The 17,813-nt window shown below is 42.1% G+C and carries 17 protein-coding genes and 1 tRNA gene; 12 read left to right on the forward strand and 6 right to left on the reverse strand.

What is annotated here, in order from left to right; all coding sequences use genetic code 11:
• Position 1 precedes the first annotated feature (1 nt).
• Together EW142_RS11735 and ggt are read left to right on the forward strand one after the other, a co-directional pair.
• Positions 2 to 3,154 carry a WD40/YVTN/BNR-like repeat-containing protein gene (locus EW142_RS11735; protein WP_130614067.1) on the forward strand — a complete coding sequence of 1,051 codons (3,153 nt, stop codon included), beginning with the start codon at positions 2 to 4 and terminating at the stop codon, positions 3,152 to 3,154.
• 96 nt (positions 3,155 to 3,250) lie between these two features.
• Positions 3,251 to 4,948: a gamma-glutamyltransferase gene (ggt, locus tag EW142_RS11740; RefSeq protein ID WP_130614069.1), complete on the forward strand. Its 1,698-nt coding sequence runs from the start codon at positions 3,251 to 3,253 to the stop codon at positions 4,946 to 4,948.
• 112 nt (positions 4,949 to 5,060) lie between these two features.
• Here ggt and EW142_RS11745 read toward each other — a convergent pair.
• Both EW142_RS11745 and rseP read right to left on the reverse strand, forming a co-directional pair.
• Positions 5,061 to 5,134 (reverse strand) — tRNA-Asn (locus EW142_RS11745).
• Between the two features lie 68 nt (positions 5,135 to 5,202).
• The gene (rseP, locus tag EW142_RS11750; RefSeq protein ID WP_130614071.1) at positions 5,203 to 6,558 is read right to left on the reverse strand and encodes an RIP metalloprotease RseP; all 1,356 of its coding nucleotides are present in this window, start codon (positions 6,556 to 6,558) and stop codon (positions 5,203 to 5,205) included.
• Between the two features lie 152 nt (positions 6,559 to 6,710).
• On the opposite strand from rseP, the gene EW142_RS11755 reads away from it, so the two are divergent.
• The 9 genes from EW142_RS11755 (at position 6,711) to EW142_RS11790 (ending at position 13,566) form a co-directional block, all read left to right on the forward strand.
• On the forward strand, positions 6,711 to 7,385 hold the full coding sequence (locus tag EW142_RS11755) for an SCO family protein (protein ID WP_130614073.1): 675 nt from the start codon (positions 6,711 to 6,713) through the stop codon (positions 7,383 to 7,385).
• An 89-nt stretch (positions 7,386 to 7,474) separates the two neighbouring features.
• The gene (locus tag EW142_RS11760; RefSeq protein WP_130614075.1) at positions 7,475 to 7,717 is read left to right on the forward strand and encodes a FeoA family protein; all 243 of its coding nucleotides are present in this window, start codon (positions 7,475 to 7,477) and stop codon (positions 7,715 to 7,717) included.
• Positions 7,714 to 9,951 (forward strand): ferrous iron transport protein B, encoded by a 2,238-nt coding sequence (feoB, locus tag EW142_RS11765; RefSeq protein WP_130614077.1) that lies wholly within the window; start codon positions 7,714 to 7,716, stop codon positions 9,949 to 9,951. Before EW142_RS11760 ends, feoB begins: the two co-directional genes overlap by 4 nt.
• Entirely contained in the window at positions 9,952 to 10,101 is a 150-nt protein-coding gene (locus EW142_RS16730; RefSeq protein ID WP_165395271.1) for a hypothetical protein, read from the forward strand.
• A gap of 158 nt (positions 10,102 to 10,259) precedes the next feature.
• On the forward strand, positions 10,260 to 10,757 hold the full coding sequence (locus tag EW142_RS11770; protein WP_130614079.1) for an RNA polymerase sigma factor: 498 nt from the start codon (positions 10,260 to 10,262) through the stop codon (positions 10,755 to 10,757).
• Positions 10,758 to 10,759: 2 nt separating this feature from the next.
• The gene (locus tag EW142_RS11775; protein ID WP_130615691.1) at positions 10,760 to 11,551 is read left to right on the forward strand and encodes a zf-HC2 domain-containing protein; all 792 of its coding nucleotides are present in this window, start codon (positions 10,760 to 10,762) and stop codon (positions 11,549 to 11,551) included.
• Between the two features lie 19 nt (positions 11,552 to 11,570).
• A complete protein-coding gene (locus tag EW142_RS11780; RefSeq protein WP_130614080.1) occupies positions 11,571 to 12,320 on the forward strand; it encodes a DUF4097 family beta strand repeat-containing protein in 750 nt (249 codons plus the stop codon).
• A 22-nt stretch (positions 12,321 to 12,342) separates the two neighbouring features.
• Entirely contained in the window at positions 12,343 to 13,044 is a 702-nt protein-coding gene (locus tag EW142_RS11785; protein WP_130614082.1) for a DUF4097 family beta strand repeat-containing protein, read from the forward strand.
• A 3-nt stretch (positions 13,045 to 13,047) separates the two neighbouring features.
• Positions 13,048 to 13,566 carry a DUF4440 domain-containing protein gene (locus tag EW142_RS11790; protein ID WP_130614084.1) on the forward strand — a complete coding sequence of 173 codons (519 nt, stop codon included), beginning with the start codon at positions 13,048 to 13,050 and terminating at the stop codon, positions 13,564 to 13,566.
• A 3-nt stretch (positions 13,567 to 13,569) separates the two neighbouring features.
• Here the strand turns inward: EW142_RS11790 and EW142_RS11795 are convergent, their stop codons facing one another.
• Genes EW142_RS11795 through EW142_RS11810 form a run of 4 tightly spaced genes read right to left on the reverse strand, consistent with a single transcriptional unit; the run spans position 13,570 to position 16,899 of the window.
• Entirely contained in the window at positions 13,570 to 13,959 is a 390-nt protein-coding gene (locus EW142_RS11795) for a DUF423 domain-containing protein (RefSeq protein ID WP_130614086.1), read from the reverse strand.
• A gap of 19 nt (positions 13,960 to 13,978) precedes the next feature.
• Positions 13,979 to 14,386 (reverse strand): DUF2141 domain-containing protein, encoded by a 408-nt coding sequence (locus EW142_RS11800; protein ID WP_130614088.1) that lies wholly within the window; start codon positions 14,384 to 14,386, stop codon positions 13,979 to 13,981.
• 46 nt (positions 14,387 to 14,432) lie between these two features.
• Positions 14,433 to 14,867 (reverse strand): hypothetical protein, encoded by a 435-nt coding sequence (locus EW142_RS11805; RefSeq protein ID WP_130614089.1) that lies wholly within the window; start codon positions 14,865 to 14,867, stop codon positions 14,433 to 14,435.
• Positions 14,860 to 16,899: a S9 family peptidase gene (locus tag EW142_RS11810; protein WP_130614091.1), complete on the reverse strand. Its 2,040-nt coding sequence runs from the start codon at positions 16,897 to 16,899 to the stop codon at positions 14,860 to 14,862. Before EW142_RS11810 ends, EW142_RS11805 begins: the two co-directional genes overlap by 8 nt.
• Positions 16,900 to 17,016: 117 nt before the next feature.
• Here EW142_RS11810 and EW142_RS11815 point away from each other — a divergent pair, with 117 nt between their 5' ends.
• On the forward strand, positions 17,017 to 17,781 hold the full coding sequence (locus EW142_RS11815; RefSeq protein WP_130614093.1) for a DUF6090 family protein: 765 nt from the start codon (positions 17,017 to 17,019) through the stop codon (positions 17,779 to 17,781).
• Positions 17,782 to 17,813: the final 32 nt, after the last annotated feature.

A 17,813-nucleotide genomic window follows, 5' to 3' on the forward strand; every position in this document is an offset into this window, starting at 1 on the left:
AATGAAAAATTTATCCCTTTTCCTTTTTCTGATTTTATTCGTATTTCCTGTGGGCGATTTGCCCGCTCAACGTAAAAAGAATACCAACACTACCTCTGAAAACTATTCCGAATCTCTATACAATTCTGTTGAATGGCGTTTAGTGGGACCATTTCGAGGAGGACGTGCTGGCACGGTATCGGGAGTTCTGAACAATCCCAATCTGTACTATATGGGAACCGCCGGTGGCGGAGTCTGGAAAACCACGGACGCGGGCAATACCTGGAGCTGTATTTCCGATGGATATTTTGGAGGTTCCATAGGCGCCTTGGCCGTTTCAGAATCAGACCCCAATGTTATTTATGTGGGTGAAGGGGAACAAACACTTCGGGGAAATGTGTCTTCGGGAAATGGTGTCTGGAAAAGTTTGGATGCAGGGGAAACTTGGAAATTTATAGGTCTAGAAGGTTCTGAACATATCTCAAGGATTCGAATACACCCTACAAATCCCGATTTGGTCTATGTTGCAGCCATTGGCAATCTATGGAAACCCAACCAGACCCGTGGCGTCTATCGCTCCAAGGATGGCGGCAACAGTTGGGAAAAAATACTCTATGAAAGCGATAAGGCGGGTGCTGGAGACTTGATATTGGACCCAAACAACGCAAGGATTATTTATGCAGCAACATGGGAGATGAAGAGAAATGGGTACCGAATGGATAGCGGCGGGCCCGATAGTAAAATGTACAAAAGTATTGATGGGGGTGATACCTGGACTGACATTTCTAAATACGAGGGCTTGCCCAAAGGCCCATGGGGCATAGTAGGTATTACGGTTTCTCCTGTTGATTCAAATAGAGTCTGGGCGATTATCGAAGCCGAAAATGGTGGGGTCTTCAGGTCGGAAGATGGCGGTAAAACCTGGAAAAAAATAAATGAAAATAGAGCTTTGCGACAAAGGGCATGGTACTATAGTCGTATTTATGCAGATACCCAAAACAAGGATAAAGTGTACGTCATGAACGTCAGCTACGGGGTATCAACCGATGGCGGAAAGTCGTTCACTTTAAAAAACGCACCACATGGTGATCACCATGATCTATGGATCGACCCCAATAACAACAACAGGATGGTCATTGCCGATGATGGCGGAGCACAGGTTTCCAATGATGGCGGAGAGAACTGGACCACCTACCACAATCAACCCACGGCACAGTTTTATAGGGTTACAACGGATAATTCTTTTCCATATCGCATATATGGGGCACAACAAGACAATAGTACGGTTCGCATCTCGCATCGCACCTCTGGTTCAAGTATAACAGAAAGGGACTGGGAACCATCGGCGGGTGGTGAGAGTGCCCACCTAGCTCCAGACCCAAAAAATAATGACATTGTATACGGGGGAACTTATAAAGGCTATATGATGCGTAAAGATCATTCGGTTGACCAAACCCGTTCCATCAACATTTGGCCAGACAACCCTGCCGGCTCAGGTGCCGAGGTCATGAAATATCGTTTCAATTGGAATTTTCCCGTCAAATTCAGTATACATGACAACAACAAATTATATGCAGGCTCTAATTTTTTACATGTAACTACCAATGAGGGACAATCCTGGAAGACCATTTCTCCTGATTTAACCCGTGGTCTACCTGAGACCATAAAATCTTCCGGTGGGCCAATTACGCAAGATAATACGGGAGCTGAGTTCTATTCCAACCTTTTTGCCATTAACGAATCCCCTTTGGAGGAAGGGGTTATTTGGGTAGGTAGCGACGATGGGCTGATTCACATTACTCGGGATAATGGTGCAAATTGGGAGAATATTACCCCGCCTTCAAGCATAAGTCCGAAACTCAATATGATCAATTGTATTGACCCGAGTCCGTTTCGAAAGGGCACCGCATACGTCGCCGCTACTTCTTACAAATTTGGTGATTATAGCCCTTATCTCTATAAAACTTCTGACTATGGTAAAACTTGGAAGGTAATTACCAAAGGAATCAAAAATAACCATTACACCAGGGCCATCCGCTCGGATAAAGTACGGGAGGGATTACTCTACGCAGGAACCGAATGGGGTATGTATGTTTCCTTTGATGATGGCAGCAGTTGGTCCCCTTTTCAACTGAATTTGCCCATCACCTCCATTCGTGATCTTAATGTGCGGGACAACGATTTGATTGCAGCCACCCATGGCCGCAGTTTTTGGATGATTGATGACCTGACTCCGCTTCATCAACTTTCCGATGAAATAGCCAAGTCTCAGTTCTACCTATTCAAACCAGACAAAGCTTACAGAATACAGCAATCAGGCGGGTGGCGAAAACCAAACACAAAATTGGTGGGCGAAAACCATCCCAATGGAGCGATAATCAATTACTATGTAAAAAACAGCCAAAAAACGGATACTGTATCCATCGAGATTCTAGAAATGGATGGCACCTTGATCCAGCGATTTTCCCATGGGGCTAAGGAAGACAAATTGAACCCCGAAGCCGATAAACCTTTAGAAGTGAAATCAGGAGGCAACCGATTGATTTGGAATATGCGGTACCCAGGCTACAACACTTTTAAGGGCATGGTATTTTACTCATCCCCAAACATCGGACCCAAAGCGGTTCCAGGCGACTATAGGGTTCGATTGAACTATAATGGACAGACTTCAGAACAAGTCCTTACCATCGTCAAAGATCCCCGAATGCCCAATTCCGATAGCGATTATCAAAAACAATTTGATTTCTTGACGAAAGTGCGCGACCAGGTAAGCAAAGCCAATTCCGCAATAATTGATATTAGGACCGTCAAAAAAGATTTGGACTACCTCAAGGGAAAATCCGAAATGAAAAAGGGCTTGAAAGACATGATATCTGAATTTGAATCTCAATTGGATGTTATCGAAAACAACATTCACATGACCAAAAATCAGAGTCGACAAGATCCCTTGAACTACGGTATCCGAATCAACAACCGCTTGGCATTTTTGATGACCGACTCCCAACGCGGAGATTATCCCCCTACGGATCAAGCTCAGCAATTTTTTGTTGAGATCACCAAAGAGTTGGATACCGAAATCAATGCTTTGAACCAATTGATGGGTGAATATGTTTCCAAAATCAATGGACAAGTATCTGAAAACAAAATGGAAATGATTTCTTTGAAGGCTGAATAAGTTGTTCAAAAAGAAAGAACTTTTTTGATGCTGTACAGGTTCCGAGACTCACTACTATTGAATCTTATGTAGATTAAACACTTATAAAAATTTGTAATGAAAAACTTCTTCCCAATCCTTATATCCTTTTTTCTATTTATTTCTTATGCCATTGCCCAAGACCGTATTACCGGCGAACCTTTTGCCACACGATCTGAAGTGTTGGGACAAAACGGAATGGTTGCAACTAGCCATCCCCTAGCCACCCAAATAGGACTTGACATCCTAAAAAGCGGAGGAAATGCCATCGATGCTGCCATTGCAGCCAACGCTGCACTGGGATTAATGGAACCCACAGGCTGTGGTATTGGCGGAGATCTTTTTGCAATAGTTTGGGATGGTAAAACAAAAAAGCTATACGGTCTGAACGCAAGTGGAAGGTCACCGCAAAAGCTAACCTTGGAATATTTTGAAAAAGAAGGCATGGAGAAAATCCCTTCCCATGGCCCGCTGCCCGTAAGTGTACCTGGGGCTGTGGATGGCTGGTTTGAGCTTCATCAGAAATTCGGTTCCAAACCCATGACTGAAATTCTGGCCCCAGCCATCGATTATGCGGAAAAAGGTTTTCCGTTGACCGAACTTATTGCTTGGTACATGCAACGTACGGTACCTTTTTTTGAATCAAAGGGGTTCCCCAATATTGAGGATACCTACAAATCACAAAATGGTGGCAAATTGCCCGATGAAGGAGAGATTTACAAAAATCCCTATTTGGCCAATACCTATCGCAAAATTGCCGAAGGTGGGCGAGATGCTTTTTACAAAGGTGATATCGCCAAGACCATTGGTAAGTTCATTCAAGAGCAAGGTGGTTTCTTATCGGCTAAAGATCTTGCCTTGCATAAATCGGAATGGGTAGAACCCGTTTCCATCAATTACAGGGGATATGATGTTTGGGAACTTCCTCCCAATGGTCAGGGAATTGCAGCACTCCAAATGTTGCAAATTTTGCAGGGGTATGACTTTTCCCAAATTAAATTCGGAAGTGTGGAACATCTGCATCTTTTCACAGAAGCTAAAAAATTGGCTTTCGAAGACCGAGCCAAATACTATGCCGATATGGATTTCTTTGATGTTCCTGTGGAACAATTGCTATCTGACGCGTACGCCGAAAACCGAAGAAAATTGATTGGCGAACGTTCGGGAAAATACTCTGCAGGCGAAATTTCTGCTGGAGAAACCATTTACATGACCGTGGCCGATGATGAGGGCACTATGATATCCTTGATACAGAGCAATTATCGTGGAATGGGGTCTGGCATGGCACCACCAAAATTGGGCTTTATGTTACAAGACCGAGGTGAACTCTTCAGTTTAAAGCGTGGCCAAGCCAATACCTACGAACCAGGCAAGCGCCCCTTCCATACCATTATTCCCGCTTTTATGACCAAAGACGGTAAACCCTATGTTAGTTTTGGGGTGATGGGTGGTGATTTTCAGCCCATGGGCCATACACAAATCGTCATGAATCTTGTTGATTTTGGCATGAACCTGCAAGAAGCAGGCGATGCCCCGCGTTGGGACCATACCGGAGGAGCTAGTCCTATGGGAAGAACCACAGAAAATTCGGGATTGATTCGAACGGAATCTGGCATTCCTTACTCCACCATTCGTGGATTAATGGATAAAGGGCATAAAATTGGGACCGCCCGAGGTGTTTATGGCGGGTATCAGGCCATTCTATGGGATGACGAAAACAAGGTTTACCATGGGGCTTCCGAAAGTCGAAAAGATGGGCAGGCAGCGGGGTATTAAAACTTGACGGACCAAAAACGTTGTGTCCTTTTTAGCATCTCTAAGGATAAACTTCTTGCAACAAAAGGGTAATAAAAAAAGCCACACTCTCGTGCGGCCTTCTTCATTTATGCTCCCCCTCTTGGGCTCGAACCAAGGACCCTCTGATTAACAGTCAGATGCTCTAACCAACTGAGCTAAGGAGGAATAATTTCCATTAAGCGGGTGCAAATATAGCAGTTTCTTTAAAACACTACAACCAAAAAAGTGGTTTTCTATTTAAAAAGCCACTTGTACAAATCATTGCCATTGGCAAACAACAGCAAGCCAATCAACAAGAAGAAACCTACCATTTGGGCATACTCCAAAAACTTATCACTGGGCTTTCTCCCCGATACCATTTCGTAAAGCAAGAACATCACATGCCCTCCATCCAAAGCAGGGATGGGCAAGATGTTCATAAACGCCAAAATAATCGAAATAAAGGCTGTGGTTGCCCAGAAGGCAGGCCAGTTCCAAGTGTCTGGAAACATGCTCCCAATCGCGCCAAAACCTCCAACACCTTTATAGGCTCCTGTTTCTGGATTAAATATTTTTTTGAGTTGCTTTACATAGCTTTCCAAGATATCCACCCCTTTTCGAATCCCTGCCGGAATGGATTCCAAAAAACTGTATTTCACTGTTTGAATACGGTAGTAACCTCTGTCCTGATACTCTTCCAAGGTCAATGCACCAAGACGCACTCCCAACTTACCTTCATCACTTACTGTGGCATTTAAGGTTGCTTCCTCTCCCGTGGAACGGCGCACTTGAATGGCAATTTCCTTACCCTTGTTTTCTTCTAAAATGCGTTGTACCTGATCAAAATAAATGGCTTCTTGGCCATTGATCGCCAGAAACTCATCATGTTTTCTAAACTCTACAGCCTCATTGGCAGAGCCCTTTTCTACATTATTGACCACAAAAGGTTGCCTAGGTTGTAGGAACCTAATTTTGTTTTCATCTTCGATTAGGGTGGCAATAAAATCTACGGGTATATCCTTCTGAATTTTTTGGCCTTCCCTTTCCAACGTAAAACTGTTCCCGTTCACCAATCCCATAAACACATCGGAAAAAGCCTCAATTTTTTCTCCGTCAACGGCAACGATCTTATCTCCCGTCTGAACGCCCAATTCATCACCGATTTCTTTTTCAGTGACCCAAAGGCCATCCTTTAAACTTTCCATGGGAATGTACTGGTCTCCATAGGAATATGCCATGCCAATGTAAATCAAAACCGCCAGTACAAAATTCACGGTTACCCCTCCCAACATGATAATCAAACGCTGCCAAGCAGGCTTGCTTCGAAACTCCCAGGGTTTGGGCTCCTCCTTCATTTGTTCGGTGTCCATGCTCTCGTCGATCATCCCGGATATTTTCACATATCCTCCTAACGGCAACCATCCGATACCATAAACCGTTTCCCCTATTTTCTTTTTAAAGAGGGAAAACTTAACATCGAAAAAGAGATAGAATTTTTCAACTCGGGTTTTAAAAATCTTTGCAGGTATGAAGTGACCCAACTCATGTAGAACAATGAGAAGGGATAGACTTAAAAAAAATTGTATGGTCTTGATTACTACGGGGCTCATCAGCATTCATCTGTTAAAACGCACAAAAGTAAACTTTTAAGAAATCATAAAAAAACGTAAAAACAAAGCTGTTCTGGGTTTTAAGAAAGATTTAGCACCGGAATCTTTGTTTTGGTTTGAAGAATCTTTTTATGCAACGTAATTTTGCAAATATGCGCAGGTTTTTCGCTAAATATAAGTTTTTTGGGATTGTGCTGTCCGCAGTTTCATTGGTAATCATCTACCTATTCTACAACGCGCTACAGCCTAAAAAAAACTTACCCATTTATCAACCTTCCATGGTGAGCCAAGAATTGGTGGATAGTACCCTGCATTATAAAAAGAAATATCATTCCGTTTCCGATTTTAAACTCGTCAACCAAAATGGAGACACTATTACGCAGAATACTTACAACGGAAAAATTTATGTGGCCGATTTTTTCTTCACCACCTGCCCCACCATTTGCCCCATAATGACCAAAAACATGGCGGAAATCCAAACGGAAATATTGGAGGATAGCGATGTGATGCTTCTGTCCCATTCCGTAACTCCGGTTATAGATTCAGTGGCCCAGCTTAAAAAATATGCGTTGGAAAAAGGGGTTGTAGACAGTAAGTGGAATTTGGTGACCGGGGACAAAAAGCAAATTTATGAGCTTGCCAGAAAATCCTATTTAGCCGTAAAAACAGATGGTGACGGCGGACCTTACGATATGATTCATACCGAAAATTTCATACTTGTGGATAAGGAGCGAAGAATTCGGGGGTTTTATGATGGCACCAACTCAGAGGAAATTCAAAAGTTGTTGGTCGACCTCGAAATTCTGAAAGCAAGCTATACCGAATAAAATTCACATTCGCTTTTTAGAAGTTTCAAGGGGGGCATTGGGCATTTTTCTTTACTTTTGCTTACTTAAAATGAATCTAAATAAAGTTAGTGGCTACAGTTGCAGATCTTGAACAAGGTCAAAAAGGAATTATCAAAGACTTTGACGACGACATTCTCCCTATCAAACTCTTGGAATTGGGCTGTCTACCAGGAAATTCCGTGGAACTTGTTCAAATTGCACCCTTAAACGATCCCATATACATCAATTTAAATGGAAGCCATATTGCCATAAGACGTTCATTGGCCGCCGAAATACCTGTGGAAATTGTTGAAGATAAGTTAGCGCAATGAGCAAAAACATCAATGTTGCCCTCATCGGGAATCCCAATACAGGCAAGACCTCCGTTTTTAATCAGCTTACCGGCCTGAAACAAAAAGTGGGAAACTACCCTGGAATCACTGTGGAAAAGAAGGAGGGGCTTTGCAAACTGCCCAGAGGGGTAAAGGCCCATATTCTTGATCTGCCAGGGACATACAGCCTAAACACCACCTCATTGGATGAAAGCGTAGTAGTGGAACTCCTCCTGAACAAGAAAAGTAAGGATTACCCTGATGTGGCCATCGTGATCACCGATGTGGAAAACCTAAAAAGGAATCTACTTCTTTTTACACAGATCAAAGATCTGCGCATCCCAACCATTTTGGTCATTAATATGGCGGATAGAATGTCTCGTAAAGGAATTTCTCTGGACATTGACGCCCTTGAACAAAAACTGGATACTAAAATTGCTCTGGTTAGTACCCGAAAAAGCAGCGGCATCGATCACATCAAAGAACTTATTGCCAATTACAAAATCCTTTCCACCAATCCCGTTGTCAATGCATCCAGAATTGCCCCAGAATATTTTGATAGACTTAAAAAGGCTTTTCCCAATGAGGATTTATACAAACTATGGTTGGTGATTACGCAAGATGTCAACTTCTTGCCCATTGAAAAGAAGCGTATTGAAGACGCAACTTCGTTTTCCACCAAATCCAAGTCTGAACTCAAAAAGCTCCAGCATAGGGAGACGGTTCTCCGGTATCAATTTATCAATCAAACCCTTCGAGATACCTATAAGGTAGATTTGCAGGCAGCCAAAGGTCTTCGAGCCTCCTTGGATAAAATATTGACCCACAGAATATTTGGATACGTTATCTTTTTCCTTATTCTACTGATCATATTTCAAGCCATTTTTGATTGGAGCACATATCCGATGGATTTTATCGATGCCCAGTTTGCATCGGCCAGTGAATGGATCAAAACAACATTTCCTCCCGGAATTCTTACTGATTTATTGGCCGAAGGTATTGTAGCTGGCATAGGGGGTATTGTCATTTTTATTCCCCAAATAGCCTTTCTGTTCCTGTTCATCTCCCTCTTGGAAGAAACCGGATATATGAGCCGGGTGGTTTTTTTAATGGACAAACTTATGCGCCCATTTGGTTTGAGTGGCAAGAGTGTAGTTCCTTTAATATCAGGCACCGCATGTGCCATTCCTGCCGTAATGGCAACGCGTACCATTGAAAATTGGAAAGAGCGTTTGATAACCATTTTGGTCACTCCGTTCACCACCTGTTCCGCAAGATTGCCCGTGTATTTGATTCTGATTGCCCTTGTGATTCCAAAAGGAACGGTTTTAGGGCTCAGTTATCAGGCTCTTACCCTTATGCTTTTGTATTTACTGGGCTTTGCCATGGCCATATTCTCAGCAATGGTGTTGAACAAGATTTTGAAAATCAAGAGTCGTTCCCTATTTATGGTTGAAATGCCCACCTATCGTTTGCCCTTGACCAAGAATGTTGCGTATACCGTTTTGGAAAAAACCAAAAGTTTTGTTTTTGGAGCAGGAAAAATCATTCTAGCCATTTCCATTGTTCTTTGGTTTTTGGGGTCCAATGGTTTTTCAGAAGATTTCAAAAATGCCGAGTCCATCGTAAACAAAAGGATAGAACAACAAGGACTCTCCCCCTACAGCAAGAATTACATCCAAAACAACATTCAAACCTATATGCGCAATACCAAATTGGGCATTGTGGATCAAGAAAATGCGTTGGGATTAAGATCAATGCAAGATTCTGTTCAAAGTATGACCAGTATTCTTACGGAGCGTGCGAGAGATCAAGAAATTGCAAGCTATCGGTTGGAACACTCCTATATCGGTTTTGCCGGGAAGGCCATTGAACCTATCGTTCGACCTCTCGGCTATGATTGGAAAATTGGAATTGCCGTATTGACCTCCTTTGCTGCCCGAGAAGTTTTTGTGGGCACCTTGGCCACCATTTACAGCGTTGGTAATGACCAAGAGGAAACTATTAAAAACCGAATGGCCGCAGAACTTGATGAGTCCGGAAAAAAACCCTTGTTCAACCTGGCCTCCGGAATTTCCTTAATGCTCTTTTATGCCTTTGCGATGCAATGTATGAGCACGCTTGCCATCGTGAAACGGGAGACCAACTCATGGAAATGGCCTCTGTTGCAGCTGCTGTTTATGAGCGTTTTTGCGTATCTTGTAGCACTTACCGCTTTTCAAATTTTGAATTAGATGGAACTTTTTCAGCACATATTGGCCTATTTAATTTTGACCTTGGCGGTGGCTTATTTGGTCTGGAAATTTTTTCTTCCCAAATCCTTGGTAAGTTTTGGCAAAAAAAACACCAAAGCTTGTGGAGATGATGACTGCGGTTGCCATTAATCCCTTTTTTCTTCGGTTTTCTTACTACAACTAAACCTCTTCCAAAAAAAGTTCAATTTTTTTGGCCATGCTGTTGTAACCTTTTTAATTTTCTTGACTATATAGGATGAAACAACAACTAAAAACAACTTTTGGACCAGCTCACTGACGAAATTATAATGCAAAAGGTTGCTGAAGGTAATCTTGATCTGCTAAAAGTTCTTTTTGATAGACATCATAAGCATGTATTCAATTTTTTATGCAAGATGTCAGGTGACAGAATGTTAAGTGAGGATTTGACCCAAGATGTTTTTTACAAATTGATAAAGTATAGAGCATCTTACAAAAATGGATCGTTTGTTTCTTGGCTTTTTACCATCGCCAGAAACAGCTTAAAAACCCATTTTACAAGAAACCATCAAAACCATCTCGATGTAGATGTCTTAGAGTTTAGAACAGTGGAACCAGAGCAAGTGGTTGGAGATGAGTATTCGCATTTACAAAATGCCTTGAATCAATTAGACCCAGCGGATAGGGAACTGGTCATTTTGAATCGATTTAAGGAAATACGTTACGAAGAGTTGGCCGAGATTGTGGGAAGTTCTCCCGGTGCGGTGAAAACCAAAGTGTGCCGGGTATTGAAGAAATTAAAGAAAATCTATTTGGAAACTATTTAGCCATGAAAGAAGATCATGTATCAGAAATGTTACCGGAATATTTGGATGGTATGCTCTCAAGTACTGACAAACAACTTGTCAAAGCCCATTTAAGCAACTGCCCTAGGTGTAGTCAAGAGCTTGAAGACCTTAAATCGTTGTTTGGTGCTTTTGATAACGAAAAGCTGTCTGTGCCTTCCAATAGGCTAAGTGCCAAGTTTGAGGAAGCCCTGGCATTGGAAAAGGAAAAAGCATCCAAAGTGGTGCCGTTGGTATCACAAACAAAAAAGTCGGCATGGGCCTCCAACATCTTGAAAATTGCAGCAAGTATCGCTCTCTTGGTGGCCTCATTTCAAATGGGGAGTGTATTCCAACAGAAAAAAGTGAGTGATGATATTGCCCAGTTGGAAAATGAAAGTCTGCAGATGAAACAAACCGTAATGCTTTCCCTTATGGAAAATCAATCGGCGAGCAAACGCATTCAAGGGGTTAATTATATTGAAGAAATCCCAAATCCCGATGAGGCCGTAGTCATTGCCTTGGCCAATCGCATGCTTAACGATGCCAATGACAATGTGCGATTGACCGCCTTTGAGGCGCTATCGAAGTTCACATCATCAGAAACCGTGAAAAACGTTTTCATTGAAGCCTTGGGGAAGGAAAAAAACCCTAGCATTCAAATTGCCATTATTCAGGTATTGGTTCAGATTCAAGAGAAAAAAGCAGTGGAACCCATGCGAAAATTATTGGAACAGGAGGACACGCAACCATTCATCAAAGAGCAAATAGAAACAGGATTACCAAAAATTATATAAACATCAAAAAACGAAAATCATGAAACGATTCATTATTCTTTTAGCAGCTTGTTTGGGCTTTAGTGCCCAGGCGCAAAACAACTACACCAAGTCTTTGAGTGGTGTGGAATGGGTAAAAATAGAGTCTAAATCAGACATCATTGTCCAGACCTATGACAAAAATGAGATTATGATCAAAGGGAGCAACAGCACCAAAACCGTGGAAAGGGCCAAAGGCTTAAAACTGGTCGGCGAAGGCGGCTCAGATAATACCAACATTGGGTTTTATGTGGTTCAAGATGGAAATACCCTCATCGTAAAAAATTTAAGAAAAGCGGAAAACGCCCACATCTTTTTGCCGGCCAATCAGAAAATAGCGGTAAAAAGTACTTGGAACGGTGATATTGAGATTGATGGTTTCACTGGGGAAATTGAGGCGGATGCCAAATTAAATGGAAGCATCGACATTCGGAACGCCAATGGTCCGGTTACCGCCAATGCCCTCAACGGCAATATCGATGTGATCTTTGATACGGTAAAGCAAAGTTCCCCTATTTCAATTTACACCACAAATGGTGAAGTGGATGTTACGCTTCCCGGCAGCACGCCAGCAGACCTCTCCATTAGTGCTACCAACGGTGATATCTATTCCAATTTCGACTTAAAACCAGTTGACAAAGATGGTATGAAATCCATCTCGAGCAGAAGAGTTAAATCGACCATTAACAATGGTGGTGTGGACATTTCACTAAAATCCACCAATGGAAACATCTATCTAAGAAAACAATAACCCATTCAAAAAACGAACAGTCATGAAAAAAATCACATTACTTCTGGTATTGGGACTTATAGCTCCCATCCTCCATGCTCAAAAAGTCATTGAAAAAAACATTCCCTACAATGATCGGACCATTGAGTTGGAAGTGAAGTTTGCTTCTGAAATCGAGGTGAAAACCTGGGACAAGTCCACAGTCTATTTCAAGGCCGATATCCAAACGGACGAAGGTAAATACTTAGATCTTTATCAACTCGACATCAAAGAAAGTAGCCAATACATTAGCATTGTTTCTGAGGCAGAGCCCGTATTTAAGGCGTTCCATAAAGAGCGTCAGCAAAGTGGGAAAAAATACTACTACACCGACGATATGTATGATTTCAATTACGTACTCTACGTGCCGAAAAATGCCAATTTTAAGGTGAGTAGTATCAATGGCGACCTTAGTTCTGAAATCATAGAAGGTAATTTTACGGCTGACCTCATCAACGGTGATATCGAAATCAAGAAGTATTCGGGCAATCTTGAGTTGAAAACCATAAATGGTGCCATTGACCTGGTCGTTAAAAATTCTGCCTTGATCGCAGAGACCATTCATGGAGAGATTTATGCCGATGCAAAACTGGACCTCAATGTGACCAATAGACATGTGGGCCAGAAAGTGATGGGGCGTTTTGATCAAGCAGTCAATACCCTTAGCTTGAATACGATTAATGGTAATATGTACCTAAGACAATAACGCATGAAGCCTTTGCGCCTTATCGTTTTAATGCTGATATGGACTTCTTGCCAACAACAAAACGAGGCTCCAAAAGCGATGGAATCCTTTTCGAAGGATTCTGTCGTTCTTGCCAAAATGATTGATGCCCGGGAACAGGCCATGATTCAAAAAGATATAAGCTCAGCGATTGACCAGTTTGCTGAGGATGTCACCTGGATCAACTCTCAAGGCTATTTTTTTAAAGGCAAAGAAGAAGTTAAAAAGTTCCACTTCATGCTCAGTGGCAATGATACGTTGGACTACTATTACGAAGGCGGAAAACCCTTAATTCGGGTAATGGACCAAAATAATGCTTTGGCCTACTACTCTTGGAAGATGTTTTGGTTCAGAAAAGAAAATCCGGCCGACACCACATTTAAAGAAATTGGTTTAATGACCCTGAACGCTCAAAAGTTCGATGGTACTTGGAAGTGGAATGCCATCACTAATCAGCACACCCCTTGGTTTTATCAAGAAATCATACCTCTAACCGTGGATTAAGGTTTAAATCGCATACATGAGGTTCAAAATCAAAAGGAACCACCCTACCGCCAATAACAGACCTCCCAGAGGGGTGATGGGTCCCAAAAATCTCATTTTGTTTCCTTTGGAACTGCTTAAAACCAAACCATAGATACTGAAAGAGAACAAAAAGGTTCCCAAGACCAAACTGTACCCCATATATTTTTCCAGAGCAACATTGAAATCAAAGGAAAATCCTAAGATCATGAGCAGTAGGGCATGATACATTTGATATTTGACCCCGGTTTCAAAACTATGGTGTTGTTCAGGAGTCAGTCTCTTTTTAAGTGCATGCGCGCCAAAAGCTCCAAAAATTACGGCAAGTAATCCATAAACGGCTCCAAAAATTTGTACAAGGGTTGTCGTTTCCAAGATGTAGTGATTCTTTCTTTTAGAAGTAAACGTCCACTTTGGTGTCCTTTTCCACTAGAAAGGCACACTCTTTATATTTCGGCGGACCAAAGGTCTTCATTTTAGATTTGGAAAAAGCCACCTTCTCTTTGGGTATGCCCAACCAATTGGTATCCAACTCATTGTTTCCATTTTCATCATGAAAAATGGCCAATGCGTATTCTCCTTCAGGAATTTCCTCAATTTCAAGGGTGACCACGCCCTTTTTCGCCTTAGTGCTTCCTGATTTCACGACCCCTTCGAATTTAAGGAAGGTCTCATCAGAATTGTAAACCGCGACATTCACAGCTCCTTCGGAGGAAGCAACATTATGTATTTTGACAGACAAGGTTGTTTGCGCTAACAAGCCCATTGGGAAAAGCAATAAAACAAAGATGAATTTTTTCATAGATCAAGCAGGAATTGAAGCCAACACTACATATACGGTGCCAAAGTTACTTTAGCTTTTCTTGATTTGCCAACAGTGCTTCATTCAATTCTTCAAACAAGTGTTGTGTTTTTAAACTATCGGTAAAATTGATGAATAATTTGAGTGAATCATCATGAACCAACCGGATTTTTTGTTGCCTCAAATCATCAACAAAAACATATACTTTGGTATCGGTGAGTGAATCTTTGAAAACTCCTTTTTCCCTAGCCAACCATGAAAACCCATGGGCACGCTCCATTTCTGGGATCTTTTTGACCATCATCACACTGTCAATATTATCCAGAGGCAATCGTTGATAGTATGCACCTGACAAAATCTTGAGTTCACCATTCTCGATTTCATCCCAATTTTTATAATGAAGCACAAATGCGGAAATACAAAAAGACACCGTCAGGAAAATCAGGAAATTCCAAAACCAGTGTCTTTTTTTTCTACTCATTCTCTTTGTCTGTTCTGAATTTATCAAACCATGCCACGGTATGTGCTATTTTGGTAATCAAATTACTCGGCTTGCTGGCAATGCCATGACTCGCCCCGGGAATTTCGACCAACACCGTTTCAATTTTTCGCAACTTAAGTGCATGATACAGTTGTTTGGCCTCGCTGGGAGGCGTTCTTAAATCGTTCATGCCCACCATAACCATAGTCGGGGTCTCTACATTACCAACGAGTGAAATGGGTGAAAATTTCCAATATCCTTCAAAATTTTCCCAAGGTTGTCCGGGATATCGGTGCTCCGCATAGTAAAAGTAGTTGTCGGCCACCAAGGTTTTACTGATCCAATTCATCACGGGCTTGGCCACAACTGCAGCTTCAAAACGCTTGTTCTTTCCTATCATCCAAGCAGACATGATTCCACCTGCACTTCCCCCGGTAACAAAAAGTTGGTCTTCATGGGCAATTCCCATTTGTATGCAATGGTCCACACCGTCCATTACATCATTATAATCCTCCCCGGGATAATTGTTGTAAAGCAGGTTTCCAAATTCCTCTCCATAGCTTGTACTGCCCCTAGGATTGGGATAAAAAACGACATATCCTGCTGAGGCGTACAACTGCATTTCCGTAGAAAATCGGTCGCCATAGTTCAAAATGGGACCCCCGTGATTTTCAACCATAAAGGGATATTTTTTGCTTTCGTCATAGTTCGGGGGGTAGACCACCCAGCCTTGAATATCTCGACCATCAACGGAAGATTTGTACCAAACTTCCTCAACCCTGCCCAAGTTTCTGTAGTCCAAAAGGGCCTTGTTCAGAGAGGTGATCTTGAGCGGATTTTTGTCCTTTGCTCCTTGGATGGCCAGTTCTGCCGGATAATCTGGCCGGGAATGTGTAAAAGCGATAGTGCCGTTTTTTGATATGGAATATGAACCGCTGGCGTAGGGCCTGCCCAAAGTAGTGCCCCCTACATTATCGGCCAGCTTGGTTACCTTTCCAGACAAAGAAATATGTCCAATCTTCCCATTGCCTTTGTCGTCATAAGAAACATAAAGTCCCGCACCTTTGGCATCCCATTGGATATTGGAAAGCGTGCGGTCCAAGGTTTCTGATACGACCTTTTTGTTACTGCCGTCCAAATTCATCACGTGCAGCTTCCGGATTTGATAGGCTTGAACTTGGTCTTCAAATCCAAGGTAAGCAATCTTGGTGCCATCGGGCGAGACTTTTGGGCTATAGTCAGGTCCGTTTCTATCGGTCAACTGACTAAACGCACCAGTTTGCACATCCACCGAATAGATTTCGCTGTTTCTGAAATCGTATTCCCAATTATCATTTCGATTTGCAGAAAAGTATATTTTAGAACCGTTCTTGCTCCATGACAATGTGCCTCGATGGTGGTAGTCTCCAGAGCTTATTTGTCGTGGAGCCCCTCCTTCTGATGGAATGACAAAAATGTGATTGAACCCAGGTTTTATGTATCCCCTTCCGTCTGCTTCATGATATACACGATTTGTAATCCTTGGAGCTTCTGCCCATTTAGCGCCTTTGGGTTTTTTAGGAATTTTGGCAATAACCGGAGGAGCCTTGGGCACATTCATGGAGAATGCAATGTTTTTGCCATTAGGCGACCAGGTCAAAGAACTTGGGCTAAAAGGTAATTGGGTGAGCTTGGCCAACTTCCCGGTGGAAACCCAGTACATATAAATCTCAGAACCTTCATCCGTACTGCTCGAAAACACAATTCTATCTCCACTCGGCGACCATTTAGGGCTGCTCTCGGAGGTTTCCCGGGCCGTTAATTTTTGATGGCCGGTACCATCCGCTTTAATCAGCCAAAGGTTTCCCATCGAACGGTCCTTCATAATGTCAAAACCCATTCTTCGATATACTACCGAGGTCCCATTTGGAGAAATCTGCGGGTCAGAGACATACTGCAAATCGAAAACATCCAAATATGAAAAATCTTGTTTTTGGGCGTTTGATACTTGAAGTGCCGATAGGGCTAAAAAGAAATATAAAAATTTACGCATAACTTGAATTTTTGAAGTTTTTAAAGGTAGCGGAAACTCGGGATTTCGGCAACTCCTTGACAAAGTGTTCAGCCTTGGTTTTTAAGTTGTTATATTTATGGAAATAACCAACTTTCAATGATCAAATTCTTCCGTCGCATTCGCCAACAACTGCTTGCTGAAGGGAAGTTCAGTAATTATTTGTTGTATGCCGTTGGCGAAATCATCCTGGTGGTGATAGGAATTCTAATTGCGCTACAAATCAACGACTACAGTGAGGTCCAGAAAGAGCGCAAAAAAGAGATGATTCTCCTTTCAAATCTTTCCAAAGAAGTTGAGTTGGATATCCTTCAGATTGAAAACAACACTAAAATATCCATGGAAAGACTGGGCAGACTTGATAGTCTAGTCGGACTTTTAAGTGCCCCGAATAGTATTGATAAATCGAGTTTCGTACTGCAATCCTTTGAATTTGTTATGGACCAGTATTTCAAAAGCAATAGCGGCATTTTTGATGAGGCAGTCTCCTCCGGAAAAATGAGTTATGTGCAAAATGATTCCCTAAGGCAAAAAATCTTCAACTATTACCGCAACGCCAAGGAGACCTATACCGATGGCACAACACGACAAATTACCGATGAGTTTATCACTCCCCTCCTGGTAGAAAACATCTATCTCAATCTTGAAGGGTTTTCCATGCTTGGAATCAACCTAGACAAAATTTCGAATCTTAGGGCACTGGATCTAGGGCAACTTTCACAAAACCGGGATTTTTGGAAAATGGTATTGCTGAAATTCGGGGGCAATCGGGAACAAATCCTACGATGGGAAGCCATTAAAAAAAGAGCCGAAGGGCTAAAAAATCAAATAGATCAAGAATTGGAAAAGTTGCATACCTATTAGATTCTTCCAAAAAATTTCTTGAAGTAATTGAT

The organism is Flagellimonas allohymeniacidonis (genome assembly GCF_004296335.1).
Taxonomy (GTDB): Bacteria; Bacteroidota; Bacteroidia; order Flavobacteriales; family Flavobacteriaceae; genus Flagellimonas; species Flagellimonas allohymeniacidonis.

Coding starts and splice junctions, on each gene's coding strand:
- EW142_RS11735 (WP_130614067.1), top strand. CDS start 2: ATGAAAAATTTATCCCTTTTCCTTTTTCTGATTTTATTCGTATTTCCT.
- ggt (WP_130614069.1), top strand. CDS start 3,251: ATGAAAAACTTCTTCCCAATCCTTATATCCTTTTTTCTATTTATTTCT.
- rseP (WP_130614071.1), bottom strand. CDS start 6,558: ATGAGCCCCGTAGTAATCAAGACCATACAATTTTTTTTAAGTCTATCC.
- EW142_RS11755 (WP_130614073.1), top strand. CDS start 6,711: ATGCGCAGGTTTTTCGCTAAATATAAGTTTTTTGGGATTGTGCTGTCC.
- feoB (WP_130614077.1), top strand. CDS start 7,714: ATGAGCAAAAACATCAATGTTGCCCTCATCGGGAATCCCAATACAGGC.
- EW142_RS16730 (WP_165395271.1), top strand. CDS start 9,952: ATGGAACTTTTTCAGCACATATTGGCCTATTTAATTTTGACCTTGGCG.
- EW142_RS11770 (WP_130614079.1), top strand. CDS start 10,260: ATGCAAAAGGTTGCTGAAGGTAATCTTGATCTGCTAAAAGTTCTTTTT.
- EW142_RS11775 (WP_130615691.1), top strand. CDS start 10,760: ATGAAAGAAGATCATGTATCAGAAATGTTACCGGAATATTTGGATGGT.
- EW142_RS11780 (WP_130614080.1), top strand. CDS start 11,571: ATGAAACGATTCATTATTCTTTTAGCAGCTTGTTTGGGCTTTAGTGCC.
- EW142_RS11785 (WP_130614082.1), top strand. CDS start 12,343: ATGAAAAAAATCACATTACTTCTGGTATTGGGACTTATAGCTCCCATC.
- EW142_RS11790 (WP_130614084.1), top strand. CDS start 13,048: ATGAAGCCTTTGCGCCTTATCGTTTTAATGCTGATATGGACTTCTTGC.
- EW142_RS11800 (WP_130614088.1), bottom strand. CDS start 14,386: ATGAAAAAATTCATCTTTGTTTTATTGCTTTTCCCAATGGGCTTGTTA.
- EW142_RS11805 (WP_130614089.1), bottom strand. CDS start 14,867: ATGAGTAGAAAAAAAAGACACTGGTTTTGGAATTTCCTGATTTTCCTG.
- EW142_RS11810 (WP_130614091.1), bottom strand. CDS start 16,899: ATGCGTAAATTTTTATATTTCTTTTTAGCCCTATCGGCACTTCAAGTA.
- EW142_RS11815 (WP_130614093.1), top strand. CDS start 17,017: ATGATCAAATTCTTCCGTCGCATTCGCCAACAACTGCTTGCTGAAGGG.